This window comes from Futiania mangrovi (genome assembly GCF_024158125.1).
Classification (GTDB): Bacteria; Pseudomonadota; Alphaproteobacteria; order Futianiales; family Futianiaceae; genus Futiania; species Futiania mangrovi.
Window position 1 is genome coordinate 42483 of sequence record NZ_JAMZFT010000001.1, and the last position, 20892, is coordinate 63374.

Consider the following 20892-nt stretch of genomic DNA (forward strand, 5'->3'; position numbering starts at 1 on the left):
TCGTCTTGCCGCCGCCAGGCGCGCCGCCCGGATCAGTTCAGCCAGCGCTTGCGCCGGCGGTAGCTCTTCACGTCCCGGAAGGACTTCTTTCCCTCGCTGACGCCGAGGTAGAATTCTTTCACGTCGGCGTTGTTGCGCAAGGCCTCGGCATCCCCGTCCAGCACAACCCGGCCATTCTCCAGGATGTAGCCATAGGTCGCGTAGCGCAGCGCCATGTTGGTGTTCTGCTCGGCGACGAGGAAGGACACGCCCTCCTTGTCGTTGAGTTCGCGCACGATCTCGAAGATCTCCGCGACGAGCTGCGGCGCGAGGCCCATCGACGGCTCGTCCAGCAGGATGGTCGACGGCTTCGACATCAGAGCGCGCCCGATCGCGCACATCTGCTGCTCGCCCCCCGAGGTGTAGCCCGCAAGCGAGCGCCGCCGCTCCTTCAGGCGCGGGAAATAGGTATAGACCTTCTCGAGATCGTCGTTGATCGCGGCCCGGCCGTCGCCGCGCGTGTAGGCGCCGGTCAGCAGGTTCTCTTCCACCGTCAGGTGCTCGAAGCAGTGGCGGCCTTCCATGACCTGGATGCAGCCGCGTTTCACGAGGTCGTTGGGCGACAGGTCCTCGACCCGCTCCCCCATGAACTCGATGCTGCCCTTGGTCACCTCGCCGCGTTCCGACTTCAGAAGATTGGAGACGGCCTTGAGCGTCGTGGTCTTGCCCGCGCCATTGGCGCCGAGCAGCGCGACGATGCCTTTCTTCGGCACCTCCAGGCTCACACCCTTCAGGACGAGGATCACGTGATTGTAGATCACCTCGATGTTGTTGATCTTCAGGATCGGCGCGTCGGTCACGGGGCGGCTCTCTCGATCTGGAACGGATGAAGACACGTCAAAGGGGCAAACGAATGTCCGGGGGGAGGGGGGCGGACGGCGGACCGTCCGCCCCTCCTGTGTTCAGAACCTCACGCTCACTTGCAGTCGCGCGGCGTGATGTTGTTCTCCTTCGCGTAGGCTTCCGCGTCGGCCTTGAGCAGGGGCTGGATCACGTCCGACATCGGCTGGATCCAGTCGGTGACGAGCGTCCACTCTCCCGTCTCCGCGTTCCACTGCTGGATCGCGGCTGCGCCGGAGCCTTCGTGGTTGTTGCACGCGATCTTGATTTCCGGGGCGAAGCCGCCGCCGAGGCCCAGTTCCTCCCACCGCTTGTTGTCGATGACCAGGTTCTCGAAGCCGTCGCGCGCCTGCTCGCCACGGATCTTGACCGTGCCGTGCATCTTGATCGCCGTGCGGAGGCCTTCCGCCGTGGCGACCGCGTTCAGCAGGCCGCGGTTGTAGAGCGAGTCGCCGACCCCATCGCGCTCGCCGGCGCCCTTGCCCTTGTCATAGAGCTCGGTGAGGATCTCCTGGATCAGCGGGAAGTTCGTGCCCGGCGCGTTGAACGTCGCGGCCTGGTAGCCCGTGGCGTCCTTGCCGGCCGGCAGCACGTCGTTCTCCGAACCCGACCACCAGATGCCGATGAAGCGGTCCATCGGATAGCGGATCGAGGCGGCTTCCTTGACGGCCACCTGGTTCATCACGCCCCAGCCCCACATCACGACCCAGTCCGGACGGTCGCGGCGGATTTGCAGCCAGGTCGCCTTCTGCTCCTGCCCCGGATGGTCGACGGGCAGCAGCATCAGATCGTAGCCCCAGTCCTTGGCGATGGTCTCGAGCGTGCGGATCGGCTCCTTGCCATAGGCGGAGTTGTGGTACACGAGGGCGACCTTCTTGCCCTTCATGTTGGCCTGTCCGCCCTCCTTGTCCGCGATGTACTTCATGATCACGGTCGCGCCGGACCAGTAGTGCGCGGGCAGGTTGAAGACATAGGGGAAGACCGAGCCGTCAGCGGCGGACGTGCGGCCGTAGCCCATGGACAGGATCGGGATCTTGTCTTCGCTCGCCTTGGGGATCAGCTGGTAGGTGATGCCGGTCGAGAACGGGTTGATGACGAGCGCGCCCGACTCTCCCATGTTCTTGACGTTCTCGTAGCACTCGACGCCCTGCTGCGTGTTGTAGGCCGTCTCGCACTCGACATAGTTGATCTTCGCACCCTCGATGCCGCCGTACTTCTCGTTCAGCAGGGTGAAGTAGTCGGAGAAGGCGTTCGCCACCGGAATTCCGCTCGGCGCGTAGGGGCCGGTACGGTAGGTCAGCAGCGGAACCGTCAGCTCGTAGGACAGGGCCGGTCCCGCCACGAAGGGCAGGGCCATCGCGGCCGCAAGTCCGAGGGCCTTCGTTCTGATCGTCATAGTGTTTCCTCCCGGTCGATCAGCAGTGATGTGTCCTTGTGCCGCTTCGCGGTTCTTCTTCTTGGGGTATGCCGTTCCCTGTTGCGCCCGTCCTCAGTAGGGGAAGGGCCAGAGCCGCAGCTTCTCCTTCACCGTCGACCACAGGCGGGCGAGGCCGTGCGGTTCGACGATCAGGAAGAAGATGATGAGCACGCCGAGCAGCAGGATCTCGAAGTGCTTGGCGGTCACCGCCTGCAGGCCCATCCCGTCCACCATCACCGTCTTCAGCACGATGGGCAGAAGCACCATGAAGGCAGCGCCCAGGAACGAGCCGAGGATCGAACCCAGGCCGCCGATGATGATCATGAAGAGGACGAGGAAGGAGATGTTGATGCCGAACGCCTCCGTCGGCTCCGCCGCGCCCAGCCACACGCCGAAATAGAGCGCGCCGGCCATGCCGATGAAGAAGGACGAGACGGCGAAGGCCGACAGCTTGGCCTTGAGCGGCTGCACGCCCACAAGCTCCGCCGCGATGTCCATGTCGCGGATCGCCATCCATTGCCGCCCGATGTTGCCGCGCGTCAGGTTCTTCGCCACCAGCGCAAACACGCACACGAAGGCGAGGCAGAAGAGATACCCCGCGGCCGGCGACGCCTCCGGTCCCGTCACAAGGACGCCGAAGGACGTGGCCGGCGGCGCCGTGATCTGGCCCGTGGGCGAGTAGTTGTAGAACCAGCCCACCTTGTTGAAGAGCCAGACCAGGAAGAACTGCGCGGCAAGCGTCGCCACCGCCAGGTAGAAGCCCTTGATCCTGAGCGACGGCAGGCCGAACAGCGCGCCCACGCCCGCCGTGACGAAGCCTGCAAGGATCACGATCAGTGCGAAGTCAAGACCGGGGAAGGACGTCATGAGCTTGTAGGTCGCGAACGCGCCCACCGCCATGAAACCACCGGTGCCGAGCGAGATCTGCCCGCAATACCCGACCAGGATGTTCAGCCCGATCGCCGCCATCGTGTAGGACAGGAACGGGATCAGGATGGCCTTGGCGTAATAGTCGTTGATGAAGGGCGGCACGGCGAGGAACGCCACCGCCAGGACCAGAAGTATGAAGGCCTTGTCCTGCGCGATCGGGAAGATCGCCTGGTCCTTGGGGTACGACGTCTTGAACTGTCCGGTTTCACGGTAAAGCATCGCGTCAGACCCTCTCGATGATCTTCTCGCCGAACAGACCCTGCGGACGGAACAGCAGGAAGGCGAGGGCCAGCATGTAGGCGAACCAGTTCTCGATCGCGCCGCCGATGATCGGGCCGGCGTAGATCTCCGCGATCTTCTCGCCGACGCCGATGATCAGGCCGCCGACGATGGCGCCGGGGATGGAGGTGAAGCCGCCGAGGATCAGCACCGGCAGGGCCTTCAGCGCGATCAGCGACAGCGAGAACTGCACGCCCGACTTGGTGCCCCACATGATGCCCGCGACCAGCGCGACGATGCCCGCGACCGACCAGACGACGACCCAGATCGTGCGCAGCGAGATGCCCACCGACAGCGCCGCCTGGTGGTCGTCGGCGACCGCCCGGAGCGCGCGGCCGATCCGCGTCTTCTGGAAGAACACGGCGAGCACGGCCACCAGAAGCGCTGCCGTTACGGCAGCCACGATCTCCAGCTTCTCGACATAGAGGTTGAAACTGTCGAGCAGATAGTCCGACGCGCCCTGCGGCAGGCCGATGTCGAGCACCTTGACGTTCGAGCCCCACAGGATGTCGCCCGTGCCCTCGATCACATAGGCAAGGCCGATCGTCGCCATGAAGAGGATGATCGGCTCTTGGTTCACGAGGTGCCGGAGCACCAGCCGTTCCACGAGCCAGGCCACCGCGATCATCACCAGGATCGTGACGATGATCCCGGCCCAGGCAGGCAGGCCGAACTTCTCCATCACGCCCGTGAGCGTCAGTGCGGCAAAGAGCGCCAGCACGCCCTGTGCGAAGTTGAAGACGCCCGAGGCCTTGAAGATCAGCACGAAGCCGAGCGCCACGAGCGCGTACATGACACCGGCCATCAGGCCGGAAATCACGGTCTCGAAGAAAAACATAACGTCGGGGTTCATCGTCAGGCCTCTTCCTCGTCGTCGTGGGCAACGCCGAGATAGGCGTCGATGACGCGCTGATCGCTCTGCACCTCTTCCGGTGTGCCGTCGGCGATCTTCGAGCCGTGGTCGAGCACCACGACCCGGTCCGACAGGTCCATGACGACGCCCATGTCGTGTTCGATCAGCGCGATCGTGGTGCCGAATTCGTCGTTCACGTCGAGGATGAAGCGGGACATGTCCTCCTTCTCCTCGAGGTTCATGCCCGCCATCGGCTCGTCCAGAAGCAGCAGTTCCGGCTCGGCGGCAAGCGCGCGGCCAAGCTCCACCCGCTTCTGCAGGCCATAGGGCAGCCGCCCCACCGGAACGTTGCGGATGTGCTGGATCTCGAGGAAGTCGATCACCTGCTCGACGAAGGAACGATGTTCGATCTCCTCCTTCAGCGCCGGTCCCCAGTGCAGCGCGTGTGCAAGCAGCCCGCGCTTCATCTTGGTCACCCGGCCCGTCATGATGTTGTCGAGCGTCGACATGCCCCTGAACAGCGCGATGTTCTGGAAGGTGCGGGCGATGCCGGTGGCTGCGGCCTCGTGCGGCTGCATCTTCGTGCGCGCCTTGCCCTTCCAGGTGATCGTGCCTTCCTGCGGGTGGTAGAAGCCGTTGATGACGTTCAGCATCGACGACTTGCCCGCCCCGTTCGGGCCGATGATCGCGCGGATCTCGCCCTTGCGGATGTCGAAGCTGACGTTGGAGTTCGCCACAACGCCGCCGAACCGCAGCGTGATGTTCTGCACGTCGAGGATGACCTCGCCTATGCGGCGGGCGCGTGCCTCGGGCGTGTGCATGGAGTGCGCGTGATGCGTGTTCGCCTCGTGCGCGTCGGCGAGCGCGGCTGCACTGTCGTTCGTCATGTGTCCCGTCGTCCTATTCGGCGGCTTGTGCGGTGTGCCCCGGAAGCGGGACGGTCTTCGCGTCGTGGATCTTCACCGTGGCCTTGAGGGCACCCTTGCGGCCGTCCTCGTATATGACCTCGGTTTCCACGTACTGCTCCGACTTGCCGGAGTAGAGCGCGTCGATCAGCGGGGCGTACCGCTCCGCCACGAAGCGGCGGCGCACCTTGCGGGTGCGGGTCAGTTCGCCGTCGTCGGCGTCCAGTTCCTTGTGCAGCACGAGGAAGCGGTGGATCTGGCAGCCCTGGACATGCTCCTCCTGCGCCAGCGAGCGGTTCACCTCCTCGACGTGGGCGGCGATCATCTCGCCCACCTTGGGGTGCTGGGCGAGTTCCTGGTAGCTCGCATAGGAGATGTTGTTGCGTTCCGCCCAGTTGCCGACCGCGTTGAGGTCGATGTTGATGAGCGCCGTGACAAAGGGCCGCTCGTGTCCGATCGCGACCGCCTCCATGATGTTGGAGAAGAACTTCAGCTTGTTCTCGATGTATTTCGGCGGGAACAGCGATCCGTCCTGCAGCCGGCCCACGTCCTTGGCCCGGTCGATGATCTTCAGGTGGCCGTCCTCGACGAAGAAGCCCGCGTCGCCGGTGTGGACCCAGCCGTCGGGGGTCTTGGTCTCGGCCGTCGCCTCCGGGTTCTTGTAGTATTCGACGAAGACGCCCGGGGAACGGTACATGACCTCGCCCGTCTCCTCGTCGATGCGCACCTCGACGCTGGGGGCCGGCACGCCGACCGTGTCGGCCCGCACCTCGCCGTCCGGGTGCGCGGTGATGAACACCGATGCTTCCGTCTGGCCGTAGAGCTGCTTCAGATTGATGCCGAGCGAGCGGTAGAACTGGAAGATCTCCGGCCCGATCGCCTCGCCGGCGGTGTAGCCCAGGCGCAGCTTCGACAGGCCCAGCACGTTCTTGAGAGGCCCGTAGACAAGCAGGTCGCCCAGCCAGTAGAGCAGCCGGTCGCCGAACGAGACGGCCTTGCCGTCCAGGATATCGGGCCCGACCCGGCGTGCGTGCGCCATGAAGTAATTGAACATCCGCCGCTTGATCGCGCTGGCGTCCTCCATCCGGATGGTGACGGAGGTCAGCAGGTTCTCGAACACCCGCGGCGGCGCAAAATAATATGTTGGCCCAAGTTCCCGCAGGTTCTGCGCCACCGTGTCCTCTGATTCCGGGCAGGACACGCAGAACCCCGCGAAATAGGACTGGCCGATCGAGAAGATATGGTCGCCGACCCACGCCATGGGCAGGTAGGCGAGCACTTCCTCCTTCTCGGTCAGGGTGTCGAAGGCGCAGGAGATGCGCGAGGCGGTGATGATGTTCTCGAAGCTCAGCACCACGCCCTTCGGCCGGCCCGTGGTGCCGGAGGTGTAGAGGATGACCGCGACGTCGCTCCAGGCGCCCTTGCCGATCTCGTCCCTCCAGCGGCCCGGCGCGGACTTTGCCGCGACCCGGCCCCTGTCCTGCACGTCGGCGTAGGCGTGCAGGTAATCCTCGGTGTAGTGGCGCAGGCCGCGGCGGTCCTCATGGACGATGCCGCGCAGGTTCGGCAGGCGGTCCTTGATGAGGATCAGCTTGTCGACCTGCTCCTGGTCCTCGACGATCGCGAAGCGCACCTCGGCGTGTTCGAGGACGTAATGCATCTCCTCGGCGACGGAGTCCTGGTAGACCGGCACCGGTATGCCGCCCAGGGACTGCACCGCCACCATCGCCCAGTAGAGCTGCGGCCGGTTCGTCCCGATAATCGCGACCTTGTCTCCGCGGGCAAGCCCAAGCTCGCCCAGGCCGAGGGCCAGCGCCTCGATCTCGCCCGCGACCTGCGTCCAGGTCCAGGTCTGCCAGATCCCGTATTCCTTTTCCCGGTTCGCCGGACGGTCGCCGAAGCGTGCCACGTTGCGCAGCAGCAGCTTCGGGACGGTATCCTCCACCGGGCGTGCGGCGGCGTCTGCCGTCGTCATCCCTGCCTGTCCTCCCTGTCGTCCCACCCCCTGTTGCTTTTCTTGTTGGCGGGGCGGTGTCATGCGTTCCTGCATGACCGTTATGCGTCAAGACTATAGGGAGGAGATTGCGTCCGCGTCCAGCCTTGCGATGCGGCTTCAGGCGCTCCCGGCATCCGACCTTCGTCGCACGCGAAAACGGCGCGCCCGGGTGGGGCGCGCCGTCGCAAACGCGAATGTGTCGGCAAGGGGTGGCGGCGTCAGGCCGCCTGCCCGATCGCCTTTGCAGTTCCGGGCGTCGCGATTTCGATGCGCCGCGGCTTGAGCTGCTCCGGCACCTCGCGCTGCAGATCGATGTGCAGCAGGCCGTTCTCGAGGGTCGCGCCCTCGACCTTCACATGGTCGGCGAGCGCGAAGCGGCGCTGGAAGCCGCGCGCGGCGATCCCACGATAGAGATAGCTCGGTGCTTCCTCCGACTGCGTCTCGGCTTTCTGGCCGGTGACGGTCAGCGTGGTGTCCTTGGCCTCGATGGCCAGTTCGTCCCGGGTGAAGCCCGCGACCGCGAGCGTGATGCGATAGGTATCCTCGCCGGTCTTTTCGATGTTGTAGGGCGGGTAGCCGTCGCCCCGGTCATTGGCAAGCGCCGGGTCGAGCAGGTTGAACAGCCGGTCGAAGCCGACGGTCGAACGGTAAAGCGGGGAAAGGTCGTGCGTCCGCATGGAATCTATCCTCCTGACAAGCGATAGAGATGTCTTGGCCCTCCCGTCAGGGCAGGGCGGGAACCGGAGCCGCCTGGCCTCCGGCGTTTCAGGATTTGGGAAAGGGGGAGGGGGTGTTCAAGTCCCGCCGGGCACCGTGCAGGCGGGGCCCGCGATCTCCGACGGCACGGGCAGGCCCAGTGCGGCAAGACGCCCGGCCAGATCGGCACAGGCGTGGGCGAAGGCAGCCTCGGTGCCTCCCTCGCAGCGCAGGGTAAGTGCCGGTTCTGTGTTGGATGCGCGGGCAAGCCACCACCAGCCGTCGCCGCGCGCCCGCACGCCGTCGAGCAGGCAGAGCGCAAGTCCCGCCGTCTCCGCACCCGTCCGCAGCGCGCCGAGCGCCGCGGCCTTGTCCGCCTCCGCCACGGGCAGGCGGATTTCCGGCGTCGACGGCCAGCAGGGCAGGGCGTCCACAAGGGCGGCGAGCGGCCGGTCCGAGGCCGCCAGAACCTCGATCAGGCGAAGGCCGGCGTGGATGCCGTCGTCCCAGCCCGGATGGCGGTCGGCGAAGTAGAAATGACCCGTTACCTCCCCCGCGAAGGCCGCGCCGGAGCGGGCGAGCGCCGTTTTTACCGCGGCGTGGCCGGAGGGCGTCCGCTCCGGACGGCCGCCGAGCGCTCGGGCCAGTGTCTCCACCGCGTCGCTCGCCTTGATGTCGAGCGCGACGGGCGCGCCTGGCCTGGCAGCCAGCACGCGGGGCAGGACAAGCATCATCAGCGCGTCGCCAGACACGATCCGGCCCGCGTTGTCGACGGCGACCGCGCGGTCGCCGTCGCCGTCGAGCGCGAGGCCGAGATCGGCACCCGCCTCGAGCACGCGGGCGCGCAACGCGGCGAGATTGGCGGGCTTCGTCGGATCCGGCGGATGCGCGGGGAAACGCCCGTCGACCCTGGCATTGAGGATCTCGTGGCGGCCCGGCAGGCGTGCGGCAAGGCGGACGAGCACCGGACCCGCGGCCCCGTTGCCCGCGTCCCAGACAACCGTTAGGCGGCGTGCCGCATCGAGGGCGAGAGGGGCAAGCAGGTCGGCCACATATGTCTCCGACAGGTCGCGCGCGGTGCGCGTGCCGCCGCCGGGCGCCGGCGGCAGTCCCGGTATCGTGGCGTTCAGCGCGGCAAGCTCCTCCGCCCACAGCGGCAGGCCGTTCAGCACGATCTTCACGCCGTTCATGTCGGGTGGATTGTGGGAGGCGGTGACGACAGCGGCGGCCACGGCGCCGGTCGCGTGTGCGGCGTGGTAGACCTGCGGGCTGGTCGCCAGTCCCAGGGCGCCCACCGCGGCGCCGCCCTCCACCAGGCCCTCGATCAGCGCCTCGTACAGCACCGGGCTCGACACGCGGCCATCGCGCCCGACAACCACGGCCGCCCCCGGACCTCCCGCGCGCAGCGCCAGCGCCCGACCGAGCGCCCGCACGTTCCCCGGCGCGATCTCGTCGGGATAGCGCCCCCTGATGTCATAGCGGCGCACCGCCCCCTGCGGCAGCGGCTGCAGCGACTCCGCGGCGGTCTGGCCGGCCTGCGTCAATTGGAATCGGGCGCGCGTCGACATGGCGCAATCCTATACCGCAACGCGTGAATGAAGTATGTCCCGCCCAGGCTGACGTATACGTAAACTTTTTGGCAGTCAGCGCGGTGCGACCGTGATATAGGCAGGCGCGAAGGGGCGGGAAACGGACCCGCGGAAACGATGGAAAAGACAGGGAGTGACCATGAGTTCGACGCTCGACAAGATCACCGAGGAAATGCGCGCGCGCGTGGCGGGCGGCTCCGGCATCGGCGGTTCGGTGAAGTTCGCGTTCGAGGATGACGGCGTCATCCACCTCGACGGGTCCGAGGTGACGAACGAGGACAAGGACGCCGATTGCACGATCCGCACCAGCGTCGACACATTCATGCAGATCGCCGAGGGCAATCTCGATCCGACGATGGCCTTCATGACGGGCAAGATCAAGATCGACGGCAACATGGGCCTTGCCATGAAGCTGGGCCCGCTGCTGCAGGGCTGAGCGCACGCCTCAGGCGGCGGCCAGACGCTCCAGCGCCGCCGCGTGGACCCGCGCGTCGCCGGCGGCGATCACCTGGCCGCCGGTGGCCGCAGGCCCGCCCGACCAGTCGGTGACGATCCCGCCCGCGGCGCGGATGATGGGGACGAGCGGGCTGATGTCCATGGGCTTGAGCGCCGCCTCGATCACCAGGTCGATGCCGCCGGCGGCGACCATGGCGTAATTGTAGCAATCGCAGCCGTAGCGGGTCATGCGCACGGCAGCCGAGACGCGGGCGAAGGCGTCGGCCTCCGCCTCCGTAGCAAAGATGTCCGGGTGAGTCGTGGCAAGGATCGCCTCGCCGAGGCGCGCACAGCCGCGCGTCCGCAGCGGGACCCGCTGCCCGCCGCGGATCAGCGCGCCACGGCCGCCGGCGGCGACGAACCGCTCGCCGACATAGGGCTGGTCCATGACCCCGAGCACCGGCTCGCCGTCGTGTTCCAGCGCGATCAGCGTGCCCCAGGTGGGAAGCCCCATGATGTAGGCCTTCGTGCCGTCGATCGGGTCCAGCACCCAGCGCCAGGGACCTTGCGCGGGCTTCTCCCCGTGTTCCTCTCCCAGGATGCCATGGTCGGGATAGGCGGCCTGGATCAGCGCGCGCATCGCCGTTTCCGCGTCGCGATCCGCCGCCGTCACGGGATCGAAGCCGTGCTGACCGTCGTCCTTGTCGTCGGTGTCCGGCTGCTGGCGGAAATGGGCGAGCGTGGCGGCCTTCGCCGCATCTGCCAGCCGTTCGGCGAACGCGAGCAGGCTGTCGGCGTCGGTCATCGAGAGAGGCATGGCGGTTACTCCGGCGCGGCCAAACGAAACGGGCCCCGGCACGGCTGCCGGGGCCACGTCTGGATAGCAGAACTTGGGGCCGGGGCCGACCTCAGTCTTCGCCGATCGCCTTGGCGAGGTCGAACAGCTTGCGGCGCTGGTCGTCGGGAATGGCGTAGTAGGCGCGCAGGAGTTCCATCGTCTCCTTGTCCTTCAGCACGTCCTTGTCCGCGCCTTCGGCTTCCGCCGCTTCCAAGTCCAGCCCTTCGAAGAAGAAGGACACCGGGACGTCGAGTGCCTGGGCGAGGTCCCAAAGGCGGCTTGCGCTGATGCGGTTCATGCCGGTCTCGTACTTCTGGATCTGCTGGAACTTGATGCCGACGGCATCGCCGAGTTGCTGCTGGGTCATGCCGGCGAGCCACCGGCGGTGACGCAGACGTTGCCCCACATGGGCATCGACGTGGTGTTTCATCGATCGGTCCTCAACTTACTTGTCATCCCAATGGCCGCAACCTCTGGTGGCGACCTCCGGCGTATGGACCGCCGGTGTGTGCTTCACGGTCATTGCCGCCTTTCGTTGTGTTCCCTTTTAATCGATCCCGCACAGATTGAAAACGAAAAATGACGGAACCGTCAAGATTCGCCCATGCATTTTTTGCATGTGTCGGGATCGAGGGGGCGCCGAGATGCGCTCAGACGGCTGCTTTCGCTCGGGATTTCCGGAAGCTGGGGTTGAGAACCCGCTTGCGCAAGCGGATCGACTGCGGGGTGATTTCGACGAGTTCGTCGTCCTCGATGAAGGAGATCGCCTGCTCCAGCGACAGGATCGTGGGGGGCGTGAGGCGTACGGCCTCGTCCTTGCCGGCGGCACGGATGTTCGTCAGCTGCTTCGCCTTCAGCGGGTTGACGTCGAGGTCGTCGGGGCGCGCGTTCTCGCCGACGATCATGCCGGTGTAGATCTTCGTGCCCGGCGTGATGAACATGCGCCCGCGCTCTTCCAGGTTCCACAGCGCATAGGCCGTCGCCTCGCCGTCGGCCATGGAGATGAGCACGCCGTTGCGCCGCCCGCTGATCGCGCCCTTGTGCGGCTCGTAGCGCAGGAAGACGCGGTTCATGACACCCGTTCCGCGGGTATCCGTCAGGAATTCGCCCAGGTAGCCGATGAGCCCGCGCGAGGGGACGTGCGCCACTATGCGCGTCTTGCCGCCGGACGACGGCGCCATCTCGACGACCGAGCCCTTGCGCAATGCGAGCTTTTCCACGACCACGCCGGTGAAGGCATCGTCCACGTCGATGTAGACTTCCTCGATGGGCTCGATCGTATCGCCGGTCTCCGCGTCCTTCTGGAACAGAACGCGGGGGCGGCTGACGGACAGCTCGAAGCCTTCCCGCCGCATGGTCTCGATCAGGATGCCGAGCTGCAGCTCGCCCCGGCCGGCCACCTCGAAGGCGTCCTTCTCCTCGGTCTCGGTGATGCGGATCGCGACATTGCCTTCCGCCTCGCGCAGCAGACGGTCGCGGATCACGCGGCTCTGCACCTTGTCGCCCTCGCGGCCCGCGAGCGGGCTGTCGTTGACGCCCAGCGTCACCGCGAGCGTCGGCGGATCGACCGGCTCCGCCGGCAGGGCGGCCTCGACTTCCGGTGCACCCAGGGTGTGCGCGACCGAGGCGTTCGAGAAGCCCGCGACCGCCACGATGTCGCCGGCCTCCGCGCGCTCGACCGGCACCCGCTCCAGCCCGCGGAAGGCCAGCACCTTGGTCACCCGCGCGCGTTCCAGCACCGTGCCGTCGCGGTCGAGCGCGCGCGCCTGCATGTTGCCCACGACCGCGCCGTCCTCGATCCGCCCGATCAGCAGGCGGCCGAGGAAGGGGTCGGCCTCCAGCGCGCTGACCAGCATGCGGAACGGCTTCTGCGTGTGTGTGTCGGTTGCCTGCGCGGGGGCGGGAACATGGCGCACGATCAGGTCGAACAGCGGCTTGAGGTCGGCCCCGCGCTCCGTCGTCTCGCTCGCCCAGCCGTCGCGGCCGGATGCGTAGAGGACAGGGAAGTCCAGCTGCTCGTCGTTCGCGCCCAACGAGACGAAGAGGTCGAACACCGCGTTCAGAACCTCGTCCGGGCGGCTGTCGGGGCGGTCGATCTTGTTGACGACGACGATCGGGCGCAGGCCGCGCTTCAGCGTCTTCATCAGCACGAACTTCGTCTGCGGCATCGGGCCTTCGGCCGCGTCCACGAGAAGGATCGCGCCGTCGACCATGGAGAGGTAGCGCTCCACCTCGCCGCCGAAGTCGGCGTGGCCGGGCGTATCCATGATGTTGATGCGGGTGTCGCCCCACAGCACGCTGGTGCACTTGGCGAGGATCGTGATACCCCGCTCGCGTTCCAGGTCGTTGCGATCCATCGCCCGCTCTGCAACCTGCTGGTTCGCGCGGAAGGTGCCGGCCTGCGCCAGAAGCTGATCGACCAGCGTGGTCTTGCCGTGGTCGACGTGCGCGATGATCGCGATGTTGCGGAGCTGCATCTCGGGTCCTGACAGGAAGGGGGGTGGAGCCTTTACGGGGCTTGCGTCTCGCGCGGGTGTACGCGAACCTTCCTTGCAGTGCAACATAAGCGCGCCGGCGGCGTCTCCAAGGCCCTTGGGCGAAGCGGCATGTCCGGCGGAGAAAAATGACATGGGGGAATGCGTATGAAGGCGATGGTCGCACGGGCCTATGGCGGGCCGGAGGTGCTCAGGCTCGAGGACGTGCCGGCGCCGGAGATGAAGCCTGGCCACGTGCGCATCCGCGTGCGCGCCTGCGGGGTCAATTTCGCCGACACGCTGATGGTGCAGGGCCGCTACCAGGAGAAGCCGCCGTTTCCGTTCGCGCCCGGGCTCGAGATCGCGGGCGAGGTGATCGAAGCGGCGGGCGATGTCAGCGCTCCCGCGCCCGGCACGCGCGTCCTCGCCATGTCGGGCAACGGCGGCTATGCGGAGGAGGCGGTGGTGCCCGCGGGCGTCTGCGTGCCCATCCCCGACGCCATGACCGACGTGGACGCCGCAGCCTTCGCGGTGGCCTTCGGCACCTCGCATGTCGGGCTGTGGCACAAGGCGCGGCTGCAGCAGGGCGAGACGCTGCTCGTGCACGGCGCGTCGGGCGGCGTCGGCCTGACGGCGGTGGAGATCGGCAAGATCATGGGCGCGACCGTCATCGCGACCGCCAGCAGCGAGGACAAGCTCGCGATCGCCGCCTCCAAGGGCGCCGATCACCTGCTGCTAAGCAGCGATCCGGACCTCAAGGACAGGATCAAGGAGATTGCCGCACCGACGGGCGGGGTGAACGTGGCCTACGACCCGGTCGGCGGGGACATGTTCGACGCCTCGCTGCGCACGCTGGCCTTCGAGGGGCGCATCGTCGTCATCGGCTTCGCGAGCGGATCCATCCCGCAGATCCCCGCCAACATCCTGCTGGTGAAGAACGTCGACGTCCTGGGCCTCTACTGGGGCGCCTACGCGCGCAAGAAGCCCGCGGTGCTGGCGGAGAGCTTCCGGACGCTGATGGACTGGTACGTGGCCGGCCGGATCCGCCCGCACGTCTCGAAGGTCTATCCGCTGGCGGAGGCGGGCGAGGCGCTGACCCACATGATGTCGCGCAAGGCGACCGGCAAGCTCGTCATCGGGATCGGCTGATTCCGCGCGTCCTGCCGCCGAAAGGTCAGGAGTTGTTGGCGAGCTGTTCGCGCGCGGCGGCCCGGCGGCGGGCGACCTCCGAAAGGCGCTGGGCGCGCATCTGCTCGAGCGCGCTGATCTCCAGCTGGCGGCGGCTCATCGCGACCCGTTCCCGCTCGCTCAGCCAGTTGTCGTAGACCTTGGAGCGGTAGCGGACGTAGAACTGCTCGGTCGCGGAGTGATAGCGCTCGATCGCCTTCTTCCAGGACCGGTGCTCGTCGAACAGCGCCGTCAGGAATTCCGCCGCATAGGTGACGTTGATCAGCGGGTCGAAGGCTTCCTCCAGGTTGTCGAACGCCTCGCCGTGGAAGCGCAGGTTGATCTGCATGCAGCCGACGTCGATGGAGCGCATGCCCTGCGCCTGAAGCTGGCGGACCTTGGCGATCGCCTGGTCCTTGCTGTCGAAGAAATATCCCTTGCCCTCGGCATTGATGGTCCAGGGCCAGGACACGAACTGCCGCTCGCCCGCATCGTCGCGGATCGACCTGCCGGTTTCCGTCAGCGACACGGCGGCAAGCAGTTGCGGGGGGAGGCCGCGCACCTGCTCGACATAGGCGGTGGTGGCGCGGCAGATGCCGGCGGCGTCCATCCCACCCTGCGCCTGCGCAGCCGCGGGAAGCGGCGTCAGCAGACACAGCGCGGCCGCAGCGGCACGGAGCCCCCATGCAATCCGATCAGCCGTGGCATGAAATGCGGACATGGCCCTGACTGCCCTCCGAAAACCGTCGAACACCGGGTCAGAGTTTCGGCAAACATCCTTAATGACGCGTTAGCGGGCAAAGCTGCCGGAATCGGCCTGCAGGACGCGCCTGCCACGACGGCATCAGCCCAAATTTTGTGCATCTGAAAAGATGGCAATTGCGAAGGCAGAAAATACACGAACGGACTTGATTTTTGTGCGTCGCAGCGTCAGATTATTGCAGTGCGGCGTTGACACATCGGCCGACGCAGCACGTGCCCTTCACGGGCGTTTCCTCCCTAGACTGAAGCCACCTTGGGCCTACCAAGGTGGCTTTTTTTTACCCGCGCCCGGCGGGAGGGGCGCTGTCGCCCGCACCCAGGGGGCGCTGCATGTAGACGACATCGAGCCAGCGGCCGCGCTTGAACCCGACCGCGCACACCATGCCCGTCCGTTCGAACCCCAGCGCGGCGTGCAGCCCGATGGAGCCCGCGTTGCCGCTGTCGCCGATCACGGCGACCATCTGGCGGAAGCCGCGCGCCTCGGCGTCGGCGACGAGGCGGGAGAGCAGGACGCGCCCGATGCCTCGGCCGGCCATATCCGGGTGCACGTAGATCGAATCCTCGACCGTGAAGCGGTAGGCGCTGCGCCTGTGATAGGGGCCCGCATAGGCATAGCCCGCGACCGCCCCGCCTGCCGCTGCGACCAGCCAGGGATAGCCGCCGTCCTGCAGCGTAGTCAGGCGTCCGAGCATCTCGTCCGAAGAGGGGGGAATTTCCTCGAACGTGCCGAAGCCGTTCAGCACGTGATGCGCGTAGATCGCCGCGATGCCCGGCACGTCAGCTGCGGTTGCGGGCCGGATGTCGAGGCCGGGGAGATCGGTCGGTGCCGCGGTCATGGCGATCGTGTCCGCTGTTTCAGGGGCGGGCCAGCGCCTCGGTCATCAGGTGGAGAAACTGTCCCAGCCGTGTCTTCAGCCCGTCGTATCCGGAATTCGGCACGATCCGCGCCTCGTCCATGTAGAGATCGCGCCGCACCTCGATCTGGAAGGCATGCACGCGCTCGCCGGGGCGGCCGTAGTTCTGGGTGTTGAAGCCGCCGGCATAGGGCCGGTTGCGAACCACGCTGAGGCCGAGCGAGCGGAACGCCGCCTCTGCCCGCGCGATCAGGTCCGGTGCGCATGCCGTACCGTGCCGGTCGCCCAGGATGATGTCGGGCCGCGCCTCGCCCGCGTCGAGATCGCTGAACCCCCCGACGGACGGCATGGAATGGCAGTCGATGAGCACCGCCGCGCCGAACCGGTCGCGCGTTTCGGCCAGCAGCCGCGACAGCTTCGCGTGATAGGGGCGGTAGCACCGGACGATCCGCGCCTCCGCCTCGTCGAAGCGCAGCTTGCGCCGGTAGATCGCGCGCCCGCCGCCGACACGCCGCGCGATGGTGCCGAGGCCGCTGGCCACGCGGGGTGAGCGCGTGTTGACGTGCGCGGGCAGGGGATCGGCGAACATGGTGGGGTCCAGCTCGTAGGCTTCCCGGTTCACGTCGAGATAGGCGCGCGGGAAGGTGGCCCGCACCATCGGCATGCCGAGTGCCAGCCCGCCGGAGAAGAGGTCGTCGACGAAGGCGTCTTCCGAGGTGCGCAGCGCCAGCGGGTCGAGATCGCTGGCCGCCAGGAATTCCGATGGATAGACGTCGCCGGAATGCGGCGAGGACAGCACGATGGGCACGGTCTGGGCGGCCGGGTGCAGCACCTCCACGGCCGGGCGGACCCCGCCATCCGGCGATGTCCGGGGCCGGTCCTGGCTGGCGGTGTCCGCCTCTGCGGCGGCCTCGTGGCCGGGGTTGTGAAGGGAAGTCATCGGCGCAGGATCGGTCCCAGTTGACGAACGCGGACGCGCGCGACACGCTTTTCCGGACGTGCGCCGGGGGGCGCCGGACGGGGGAAACGCGCGCTTAACGGTTAGGCGAGGATAGTGTCGCGGGCCGGGGCCGTCCACGTCTTCCGGGTCCCTGGACCGATCACCGCAAGGGAGTTCCGGCCGATGGCCACAATCCTGCTCGCCGAGGACGACGATGCCATGCGTCTTTTCCTCTACCGGGCACTGAAACGGGCAGGACATTCGGTGACGGCGGTGGGCGACGGGTCAACCGCCCTCAGGCACGTCAAGACGCGGCCCTACGACCTGCTGCTGTCGGACGTGGTGATGCCGGGCCTCGACGGGGTGGAGCTTGCGCGCCGCGCCGCCGACCTGCGGCCGGCCATGAAGATCATGTTCATCACGGGGTTCGCGGCGGTGGCGCTCAACCCGGCCAATGGCGCGCCGGTGGATGCGCCCGTGGTCTCCAAGCCCTTCCATCTCAAGGATCTCGTGACCACGATCGAGGGATTGCTCGCGGCATGAAATTTCTTCGCGCAGGGTGACTTGCGCAGCCGCGCCGCCTTGGGTATAGGAGGCGCCTCGCATTCGGCGGCTTCGGGCGCGTAGCTCAGCGGGAGAGCACTACGTTGACATCGTAGGGGTCGGTGGTTCGATCCCACCCGCGCCCACCATCGCCGACGCGAAAACTGATTGAGCGGTCCGTTCACCCGGGCCACGGGTCAAACGGCTGAAGGCACGAGGACGACATGAAGATCCGCAACTCGCTGAAGTCGCTGAAGAGCCGGCATCGCGACTGCCGCGTCGTGCGCCGCAAGGGCCGCGTCTACGTCATCAACAAGACGCAGCGCCGCTACAAGGCGCGCCAGGGCTGACGCACCCGCCGGGTCTTGCACCCGGCTGTTCGCGTGCTGGAATTCGCGGAGGGCCGCGCACCGGTGGGTGCGGCGGCCCTTTCGCATGCGCGGGCGGATCTTCTTTCTGCAGTGCGCCTTGCCGTTTCCCTGGCGGTACAGGTTCCGCGAGATTGTTTCCCGCGCGGAAAGGACGCTTCTCCGCGCCCACGCCGTCTGCGGCGTTTGATTTGCCCGCCGCCGGCGCTACGCTCTGACGGCGAACGGGGAGAACGCGCCATGCTGACCATGCCCAAGCCCGACGAGCACGCCTTCGCCCGGCGCGAGGAACTGGTCGCCCGCCTGCGCGAGATCCTGCCCGCCGCCTCCGTCATCGACAGCGAGACGGAGCGGCGCGCCTATGATTGCGACGCCTTCACGATGTACCGGCAATTGCCGCTCGTCGTCGCCCTGCCCGAGACCGTGCCCCAGGTCGCCGCGGTGCTGAAACTGGCGCGCGAGATGGACGTCAAGGTCGTGCCGCGCGGGGCGGGTACCTCGCTCTCTGGCGGGTCGATGCCGCTCGAGGACGGCATCCTGCTCTCCATGATGAAGTTCAACCGCGTGCTCGAGATCGACTGGGAGAACCGCTGCGCCGTCGTGCAGCCGGGCGTGACCAATCTCGGCATCACGAAGGCGGTGGAGCATCGCGGCTTCTATTACGCGCCCGATCCCTCCTCGCAGATCGCCTGCTCGATCGGCGGCAATGTGGCGGAGAACTCGGGCGGCGTGCATTGCCTGAAGTACGGGCTGACGACCAATAATTTGCTGGGCATCGAGATGGTGACGATGGAGGGGGAGGTCATCCGCCTCGGCGGCAAGCATCTCGACCCGGACGGCTACGACCTGATGGGCGTGATGACGGGGTCGGAGGGCCTGCTCGGAGTCGTGACCGAGGTCACCGTGCGCATCCTGCAGAAGCCGCAGACCGCGCGCGGCCTGCTGATCGGCTTCCCGAGCGTGGCGGCGGGCGCCGACACGGTCGGCGCGATCATAGGCGCGGGCATCATTCCGGGCGGCCTCGAAATGATGGACAGGCCCGCGATCCTGGCGGCGGAGGATTTCTGCGCCCCCGGCTATCCGCGCGACGCCGAATCGCTGCTGATTTGCGAACTCGACGGTACGCCGTCGGAGGTCGACGCGCTGGTGGACCGCGTCAGCGCCATCGCGCGGGACAATGGCGCGACCTTCCTCAAGGTCTCCGAGACGGAGGAGGAGCGGCTGGGCTTCTGGGCCGGCCGCAAGAACGCCTTTCCCGCGGTCGGCGCGATCGGGCCGGACTATCTCTGCATGGACGGCACGATCCCGCGCGGGCGGCTGGCGGAGGTGCTGACCGGCATGCAGTCGCTGGCCGAGAAGCACGGGCTGCGCGTCGCCAACGTGTTCCACGCGGGCGACGGCAACCTGCATCCGCTGATCCTCTACGATGCGAACAAGCCGGGCGACATCGAGAAGGCGGAAGAGTTCGGCGGCGATATTCTCAAGCTCTGCGTCGAGGTGGGCGGCGTGCTGACCGGCGAGCATGGCGTGGGCGTCGAGAAGCGCGACCTCATGGGCACCATGTTCGACGAGACCGACCTCAAGCAGCAGCAGCGGCTGAAGTGCGCCTTCGATCCGACGCAGCGGCTCAATCCGGGCAAGGTGTTCCCGACGCTGCACCGCTGCGCGGAGCTTGGCCACATGCACGTCCACCGCGGGCAGGTGCCGTTTCCGCACCTGCCGCGCTTCTGAAGCGGGGACGTGGCCATGGACCCGGCCGGGCAGACCCTTCATCCGGCGGACGAGGCGCAGCTCGCCGAGGCTGTCGCCGCCGCCGTCGCCAGCGAGACGCCGGTCGCCGTCGCGGGCGGGGGCACGCGCTCGGGCCTCGGCCGGCCCGTGGAGGCAGGCGCCCTGATCGACACGCGCGGCATGTCGGGCGTCCTGTTCTACGAGCCGGGGGAGCTTGTGCTGTCCGCGCGCGCGGGCACGCCGCTTGCCGAGATCGTCGCCATGCTCGACGCGGAGGGGCAGGAGCTTGCCTGCGAGCCCATGGACTTCGCCGCGCTCTCCGGCCTCGACCCGGCGGAGGCATCGGGCACGCTGGGCGGCATGGTCGCGGCGGGCGTCGCGGGCCCGCGCCGCATCCGGGCGGGTGCCGTGCGTGACCATGTGCTGGGCTTCCGCTGCGTCACCGGACGGGCCGAACCGATCAAGTCCGGCGGCCGCGTGATGAAGAACGTGACGGGCTACGACCTCTCCAAGCTCGTGACCGCCTCGCACGGAACCTTGTGCGTGCTGACCGAGGTGACCGTGAAGGTGCTGCCGAAGCCGGAAACGCAGGCGACGCTCGTCCTGCATGGCCTCGACGACGCCGCCGCCGTCGCCGCGCTGACGAGGGCGAGCGGCACGCCGCACGAGGGCTCCTCCTTCGCCCATGTGCCGGAAGGGACGAGCCCAGACGGCATCGCGCGCACGGCGATCCGGCTGGAAGGGCCCGAGGTGTCGGTGAGCGCGCGCGTCGCCGACATGATCCGCGACGTGGCCGGCAGCGCGGAGACGAGCACACTCGACGCCGGTGCCTCCGCCACGTTCTGGAACGACCTGCGCGACGGTCTGCCCGTCGTGGCGGGCGAGGGCCAGGTCTGGCGCATCTCGGTCGCCCCGACGGCGGGGCCGGTCGTCATGACCGCGATCCGCGCGGCGGGCGTGCCGGTGCTGGCGCACGCCTACGACTGGGCGGGCGGCCTGATCTGGCTGCGCGTCGAAGCAGCAGGCGACGCCCACGCCGATGCGATCCGGGCGGCGGTGGCCGCGGCAGGCGGCGGGCACGCGACGCTCTTTCGCGCAGACGACGACGTGCGCCGCGCGGTTCCCGTGTTCCAGCCGCAGCCGTCCGCGCTCGCCGCGCTGACGGCGCGTGTGAAGCATGCCTTCGACCCGGTCCGCGTGCTCAACCGCGGCCGCATGCGCGAGGACCTGTAGCCC

General features: G+C 67.6%; 20 protein-coding genes and 1 tRNA gene. 7 read left to right on the top strand and 14 right to left on the bottom strand.

Translation table 11 applies throughout. From position 1 onward, the window contains the following. Positions 1 to 32: 32 nt before the first annotated feature. The 8 genes from NJQ99_RS00165 to NJQ99_RS00200 form a co-directional block, all read right to left on the bottom strand. A complete protein-coding gene (locus NJQ99_RS00165; RefSeq protein ID WP_269330786.1) occupies positions 33 to 839 on the bottom strand; it encodes an ABC transporter ATP-binding protein in 807 nt (268 codons plus the stop codon). A 116-nt stretch (positions 840 to 955) separates the two neighbouring features. Further along, complete coding sequence (locus NJQ99_RS00170; RefSeq protein WP_269330787.1) at positions 956 to 2275, bottom strand: ABC transporter substrate-binding protein; 1320 nt, start codon at positions 2273 to 2275, stop codon at positions 956 to 958. 93 nt (positions 2276 to 2368) lie between these two features. Then, entirely contained in the window at positions 2369 to 3445 is a 1077-nt protein-coding gene (locus tag NJQ99_RS00175; RefSeq protein WP_269330788.1) for a branched-chain amino acid ABC transporter permease, read from the bottom strand. A gap of 4 nt (positions 3446 to 3449) precedes the next feature. Then, on the bottom strand, positions 3450 to 4358 hold the full coding sequence (locus NJQ99_RS00180) for a branched-chain amino acid ABC transporter permease (RefSeq protein ID WP_269330789.1): 909 nt from the start codon (positions 4356 to 4358) through the stop codon (positions 3450 to 3452). Positions 4359 to 4360: 2 nt separating this feature from the next. Then, positions 4361 to 5179, bottom strand: a complete 819-nt coding sequence (locus NJQ99_RS00185) for an ABC transporter ATP-binding protein (protein WP_269332045.1) — start codon at positions 5177 to 5179, stop codon at positions 4361 to 4363. Positions 5180 to 5258: 79 nt separating this feature from the next. After that, complete coding sequence (locus tag NJQ99_RS00190; protein WP_269330790.1) at positions 5259 to 7238, bottom strand: AMP-binding protein; 1980 nt, start codon at positions 7236 to 7238, stop codon at positions 5259 to 5261. Between the two features lie 239 nt (positions 7239 to 7477). Further along, a complete protein-coding gene (locus NJQ99_RS00195) occupies positions 7478 to 7936 on the bottom strand; it encodes an Hsp20 family protein (RefSeq protein WP_269330791.1) in 459 nt (152 codons plus the stop codon). A 117-nt stretch (positions 7937 to 8053) separates the two neighbouring features. Next, positions 8054 to 9523: a phosphomannomutase/phosphoglucomutase gene (locus tag NJQ99_RS00200; RefSeq protein WP_269330792.1), complete on the bottom strand. Its 1470-nt coding sequence runs from the start codon at positions 9521 to 9523 to the stop codon at positions 8054 to 8056. 160 nt (positions 9524 to 9683) lie between these two features. Here NJQ99_RS00200 and NJQ99_RS00205 point away from each other — a divergent pair, with 160 nt between their 5' ends. Then, complete coding sequence (locus NJQ99_RS00205) at positions 9684 to 9980, top strand: SCP2 sterol-binding domain-containing protein (RefSeq protein WP_269330793.1); 297 nt, start codon at positions 9684 to 9686, stop codon at positions 9978 to 9980. Positions 9981 to 9989: 9 nt separating this feature from the next. Here the strand turns inward: NJQ99_RS00205 and hisN are convergent, their stop codons facing one another. The 3 genes from hisN to typA form a co-directional block, all read right to left on the bottom strand. Continuing rightward, positions 9990 to 10796, bottom strand: a complete 807-nt coding sequence (hisN, locus tag NJQ99_RS00210) for a histidinol-phosphatase (RefSeq protein ID WP_269330794.1) — start codon at positions 10794 to 10796, stop codon at positions 9990 to 9992. Between the two features lie 91 nt (positions 10797 to 10887). Beyond that, positions 10888 to 11247 (bottom strand): helix-turn-helix domain-containing protein, encoded by a 360-nt coding sequence (locus tag NJQ99_RS00215; protein ID WP_269330795.1) that lies wholly within the window; start codon positions 11245 to 11247, stop codon positions 10888 to 10890. Positions 11248 to 11467: 220 nt separating this feature from the next. After that, on the bottom strand, positions 11468 to 13294 hold the full coding sequence (typA, locus tag NJQ99_RS00220; protein ID WP_269330796.1) for a translational GTPase TypA: 1827 nt from the start codon (positions 13292 to 13294) through the stop codon (positions 11468 to 11470). Between the two features lie 159 nt (positions 13295 to 13453). On the opposite strand from typA, the gene NJQ99_RS00225 reads away from it, so the two are divergent. Next, positions 13454 to 14440 (top strand): NADPH:quinone oxidoreductase family protein, encoded by a 987-nt coding sequence (locus NJQ99_RS00225; RefSeq protein WP_331283219.1) that lies wholly within the window; start codon positions 13454 to 13456, stop codon positions 14438 to 14440. Positions 14441 to 14465: 25 nt separating this feature from the next. On the opposite strand, the gene NJQ99_RS00230 is transcribed toward NJQ99_RS00225, so the two are convergent. The 3 genes from NJQ99_RS00230 to NJQ99_RS00240 all read right to left on the bottom strand — a co-directional run bounded on the left by NJQ99_RS00230 (position 14466) and on the right by NJQ99_RS00240 (position 17014). Beyond that, the gene (locus NJQ99_RS00230; RefSeq protein WP_269330797.1) at positions 14466 to 15179 is read right to left on the bottom strand and encodes a transglycosylase SLT domain-containing protein; all 714 of its coding nucleotides are present in this window, start codon (positions 15177 to 15179) and stop codon (positions 14466 to 14468) included. A gap of 319 nt (positions 15180 to 15498) precedes the next feature. Beyond that, complete coding sequence (locus NJQ99_RS00235; protein WP_269330798.1) at positions 15499 to 16056, bottom strand: GNAT family N-acetyltransferase; 558 nt, start codon at positions 16054 to 16056, stop codon at positions 15499 to 15501. Between the two features lie 19 nt (positions 16057 to 16075). Next, entirely contained in the window at positions 16076 to 17014 is a 939-nt protein-coding gene (locus NJQ99_RS00240) for an N-formylglutamate amidohydrolase (protein ID WP_269330799.1), read from the bottom strand. Between the two features lie 183 nt (positions 17015 to 17197). Between NJQ99_RS00240 and NJQ99_RS00245 the strand changes: the two genes are divergently transcribed. From NJQ99_RS00245 to glcE, 5 genes are all read left to right on the top strand, one after another. Beyond that, a complete protein-coding gene (locus tag NJQ99_RS00245; RefSeq protein WP_269330800.1) occupies positions 17198 to 17557 on the top strand; it encodes a response regulator in 360 nt (119 codons plus the stop codon). Between the two features lie 74 nt (positions 17558 to 17631). Continuing rightward, positions 17632 to 17706, top strand: a tRNA-Val gene (locus NJQ99_RS00250). 75 nt (positions 17707 to 17781) lie between these two features. Continuing rightward, positions 17782 to 17907: a type B 50S ribosomal protein L36 gene (ykgO, locus tag NJQ99_RS00255; protein ID WP_269330801.1), complete on the top strand. Its 126-nt coding sequence runs from the start codon at positions 17782 to 17784 to the stop codon at positions 17905 to 17907. Between the two features lie 258 nt (positions 17908 to 18165). Further along, positions 18166 to 19656 (top strand): FAD-linked oxidase C-terminal domain-containing protein, encoded by a 1491-nt coding sequence (locus tag NJQ99_RS00260; protein WP_269330802.1) that lies wholly within the window; start codon positions 18166 to 18168, stop codon positions 19654 to 19656. A gap of 15 nt (positions 19657 to 19671) precedes the next feature. Continuing rightward, positions 19672 to 20889, top strand: a complete 1218-nt coding sequence (gene glcE, locus NJQ99_RS00265; RefSeq protein ID WP_269330803.1) for a glycolate oxidase subunit GlcE — start codon at positions 19672 to 19674, stop codon at positions 20887 to 20889. Positions 20890 to 20892 lie beyond the last annotated feature (3 nt).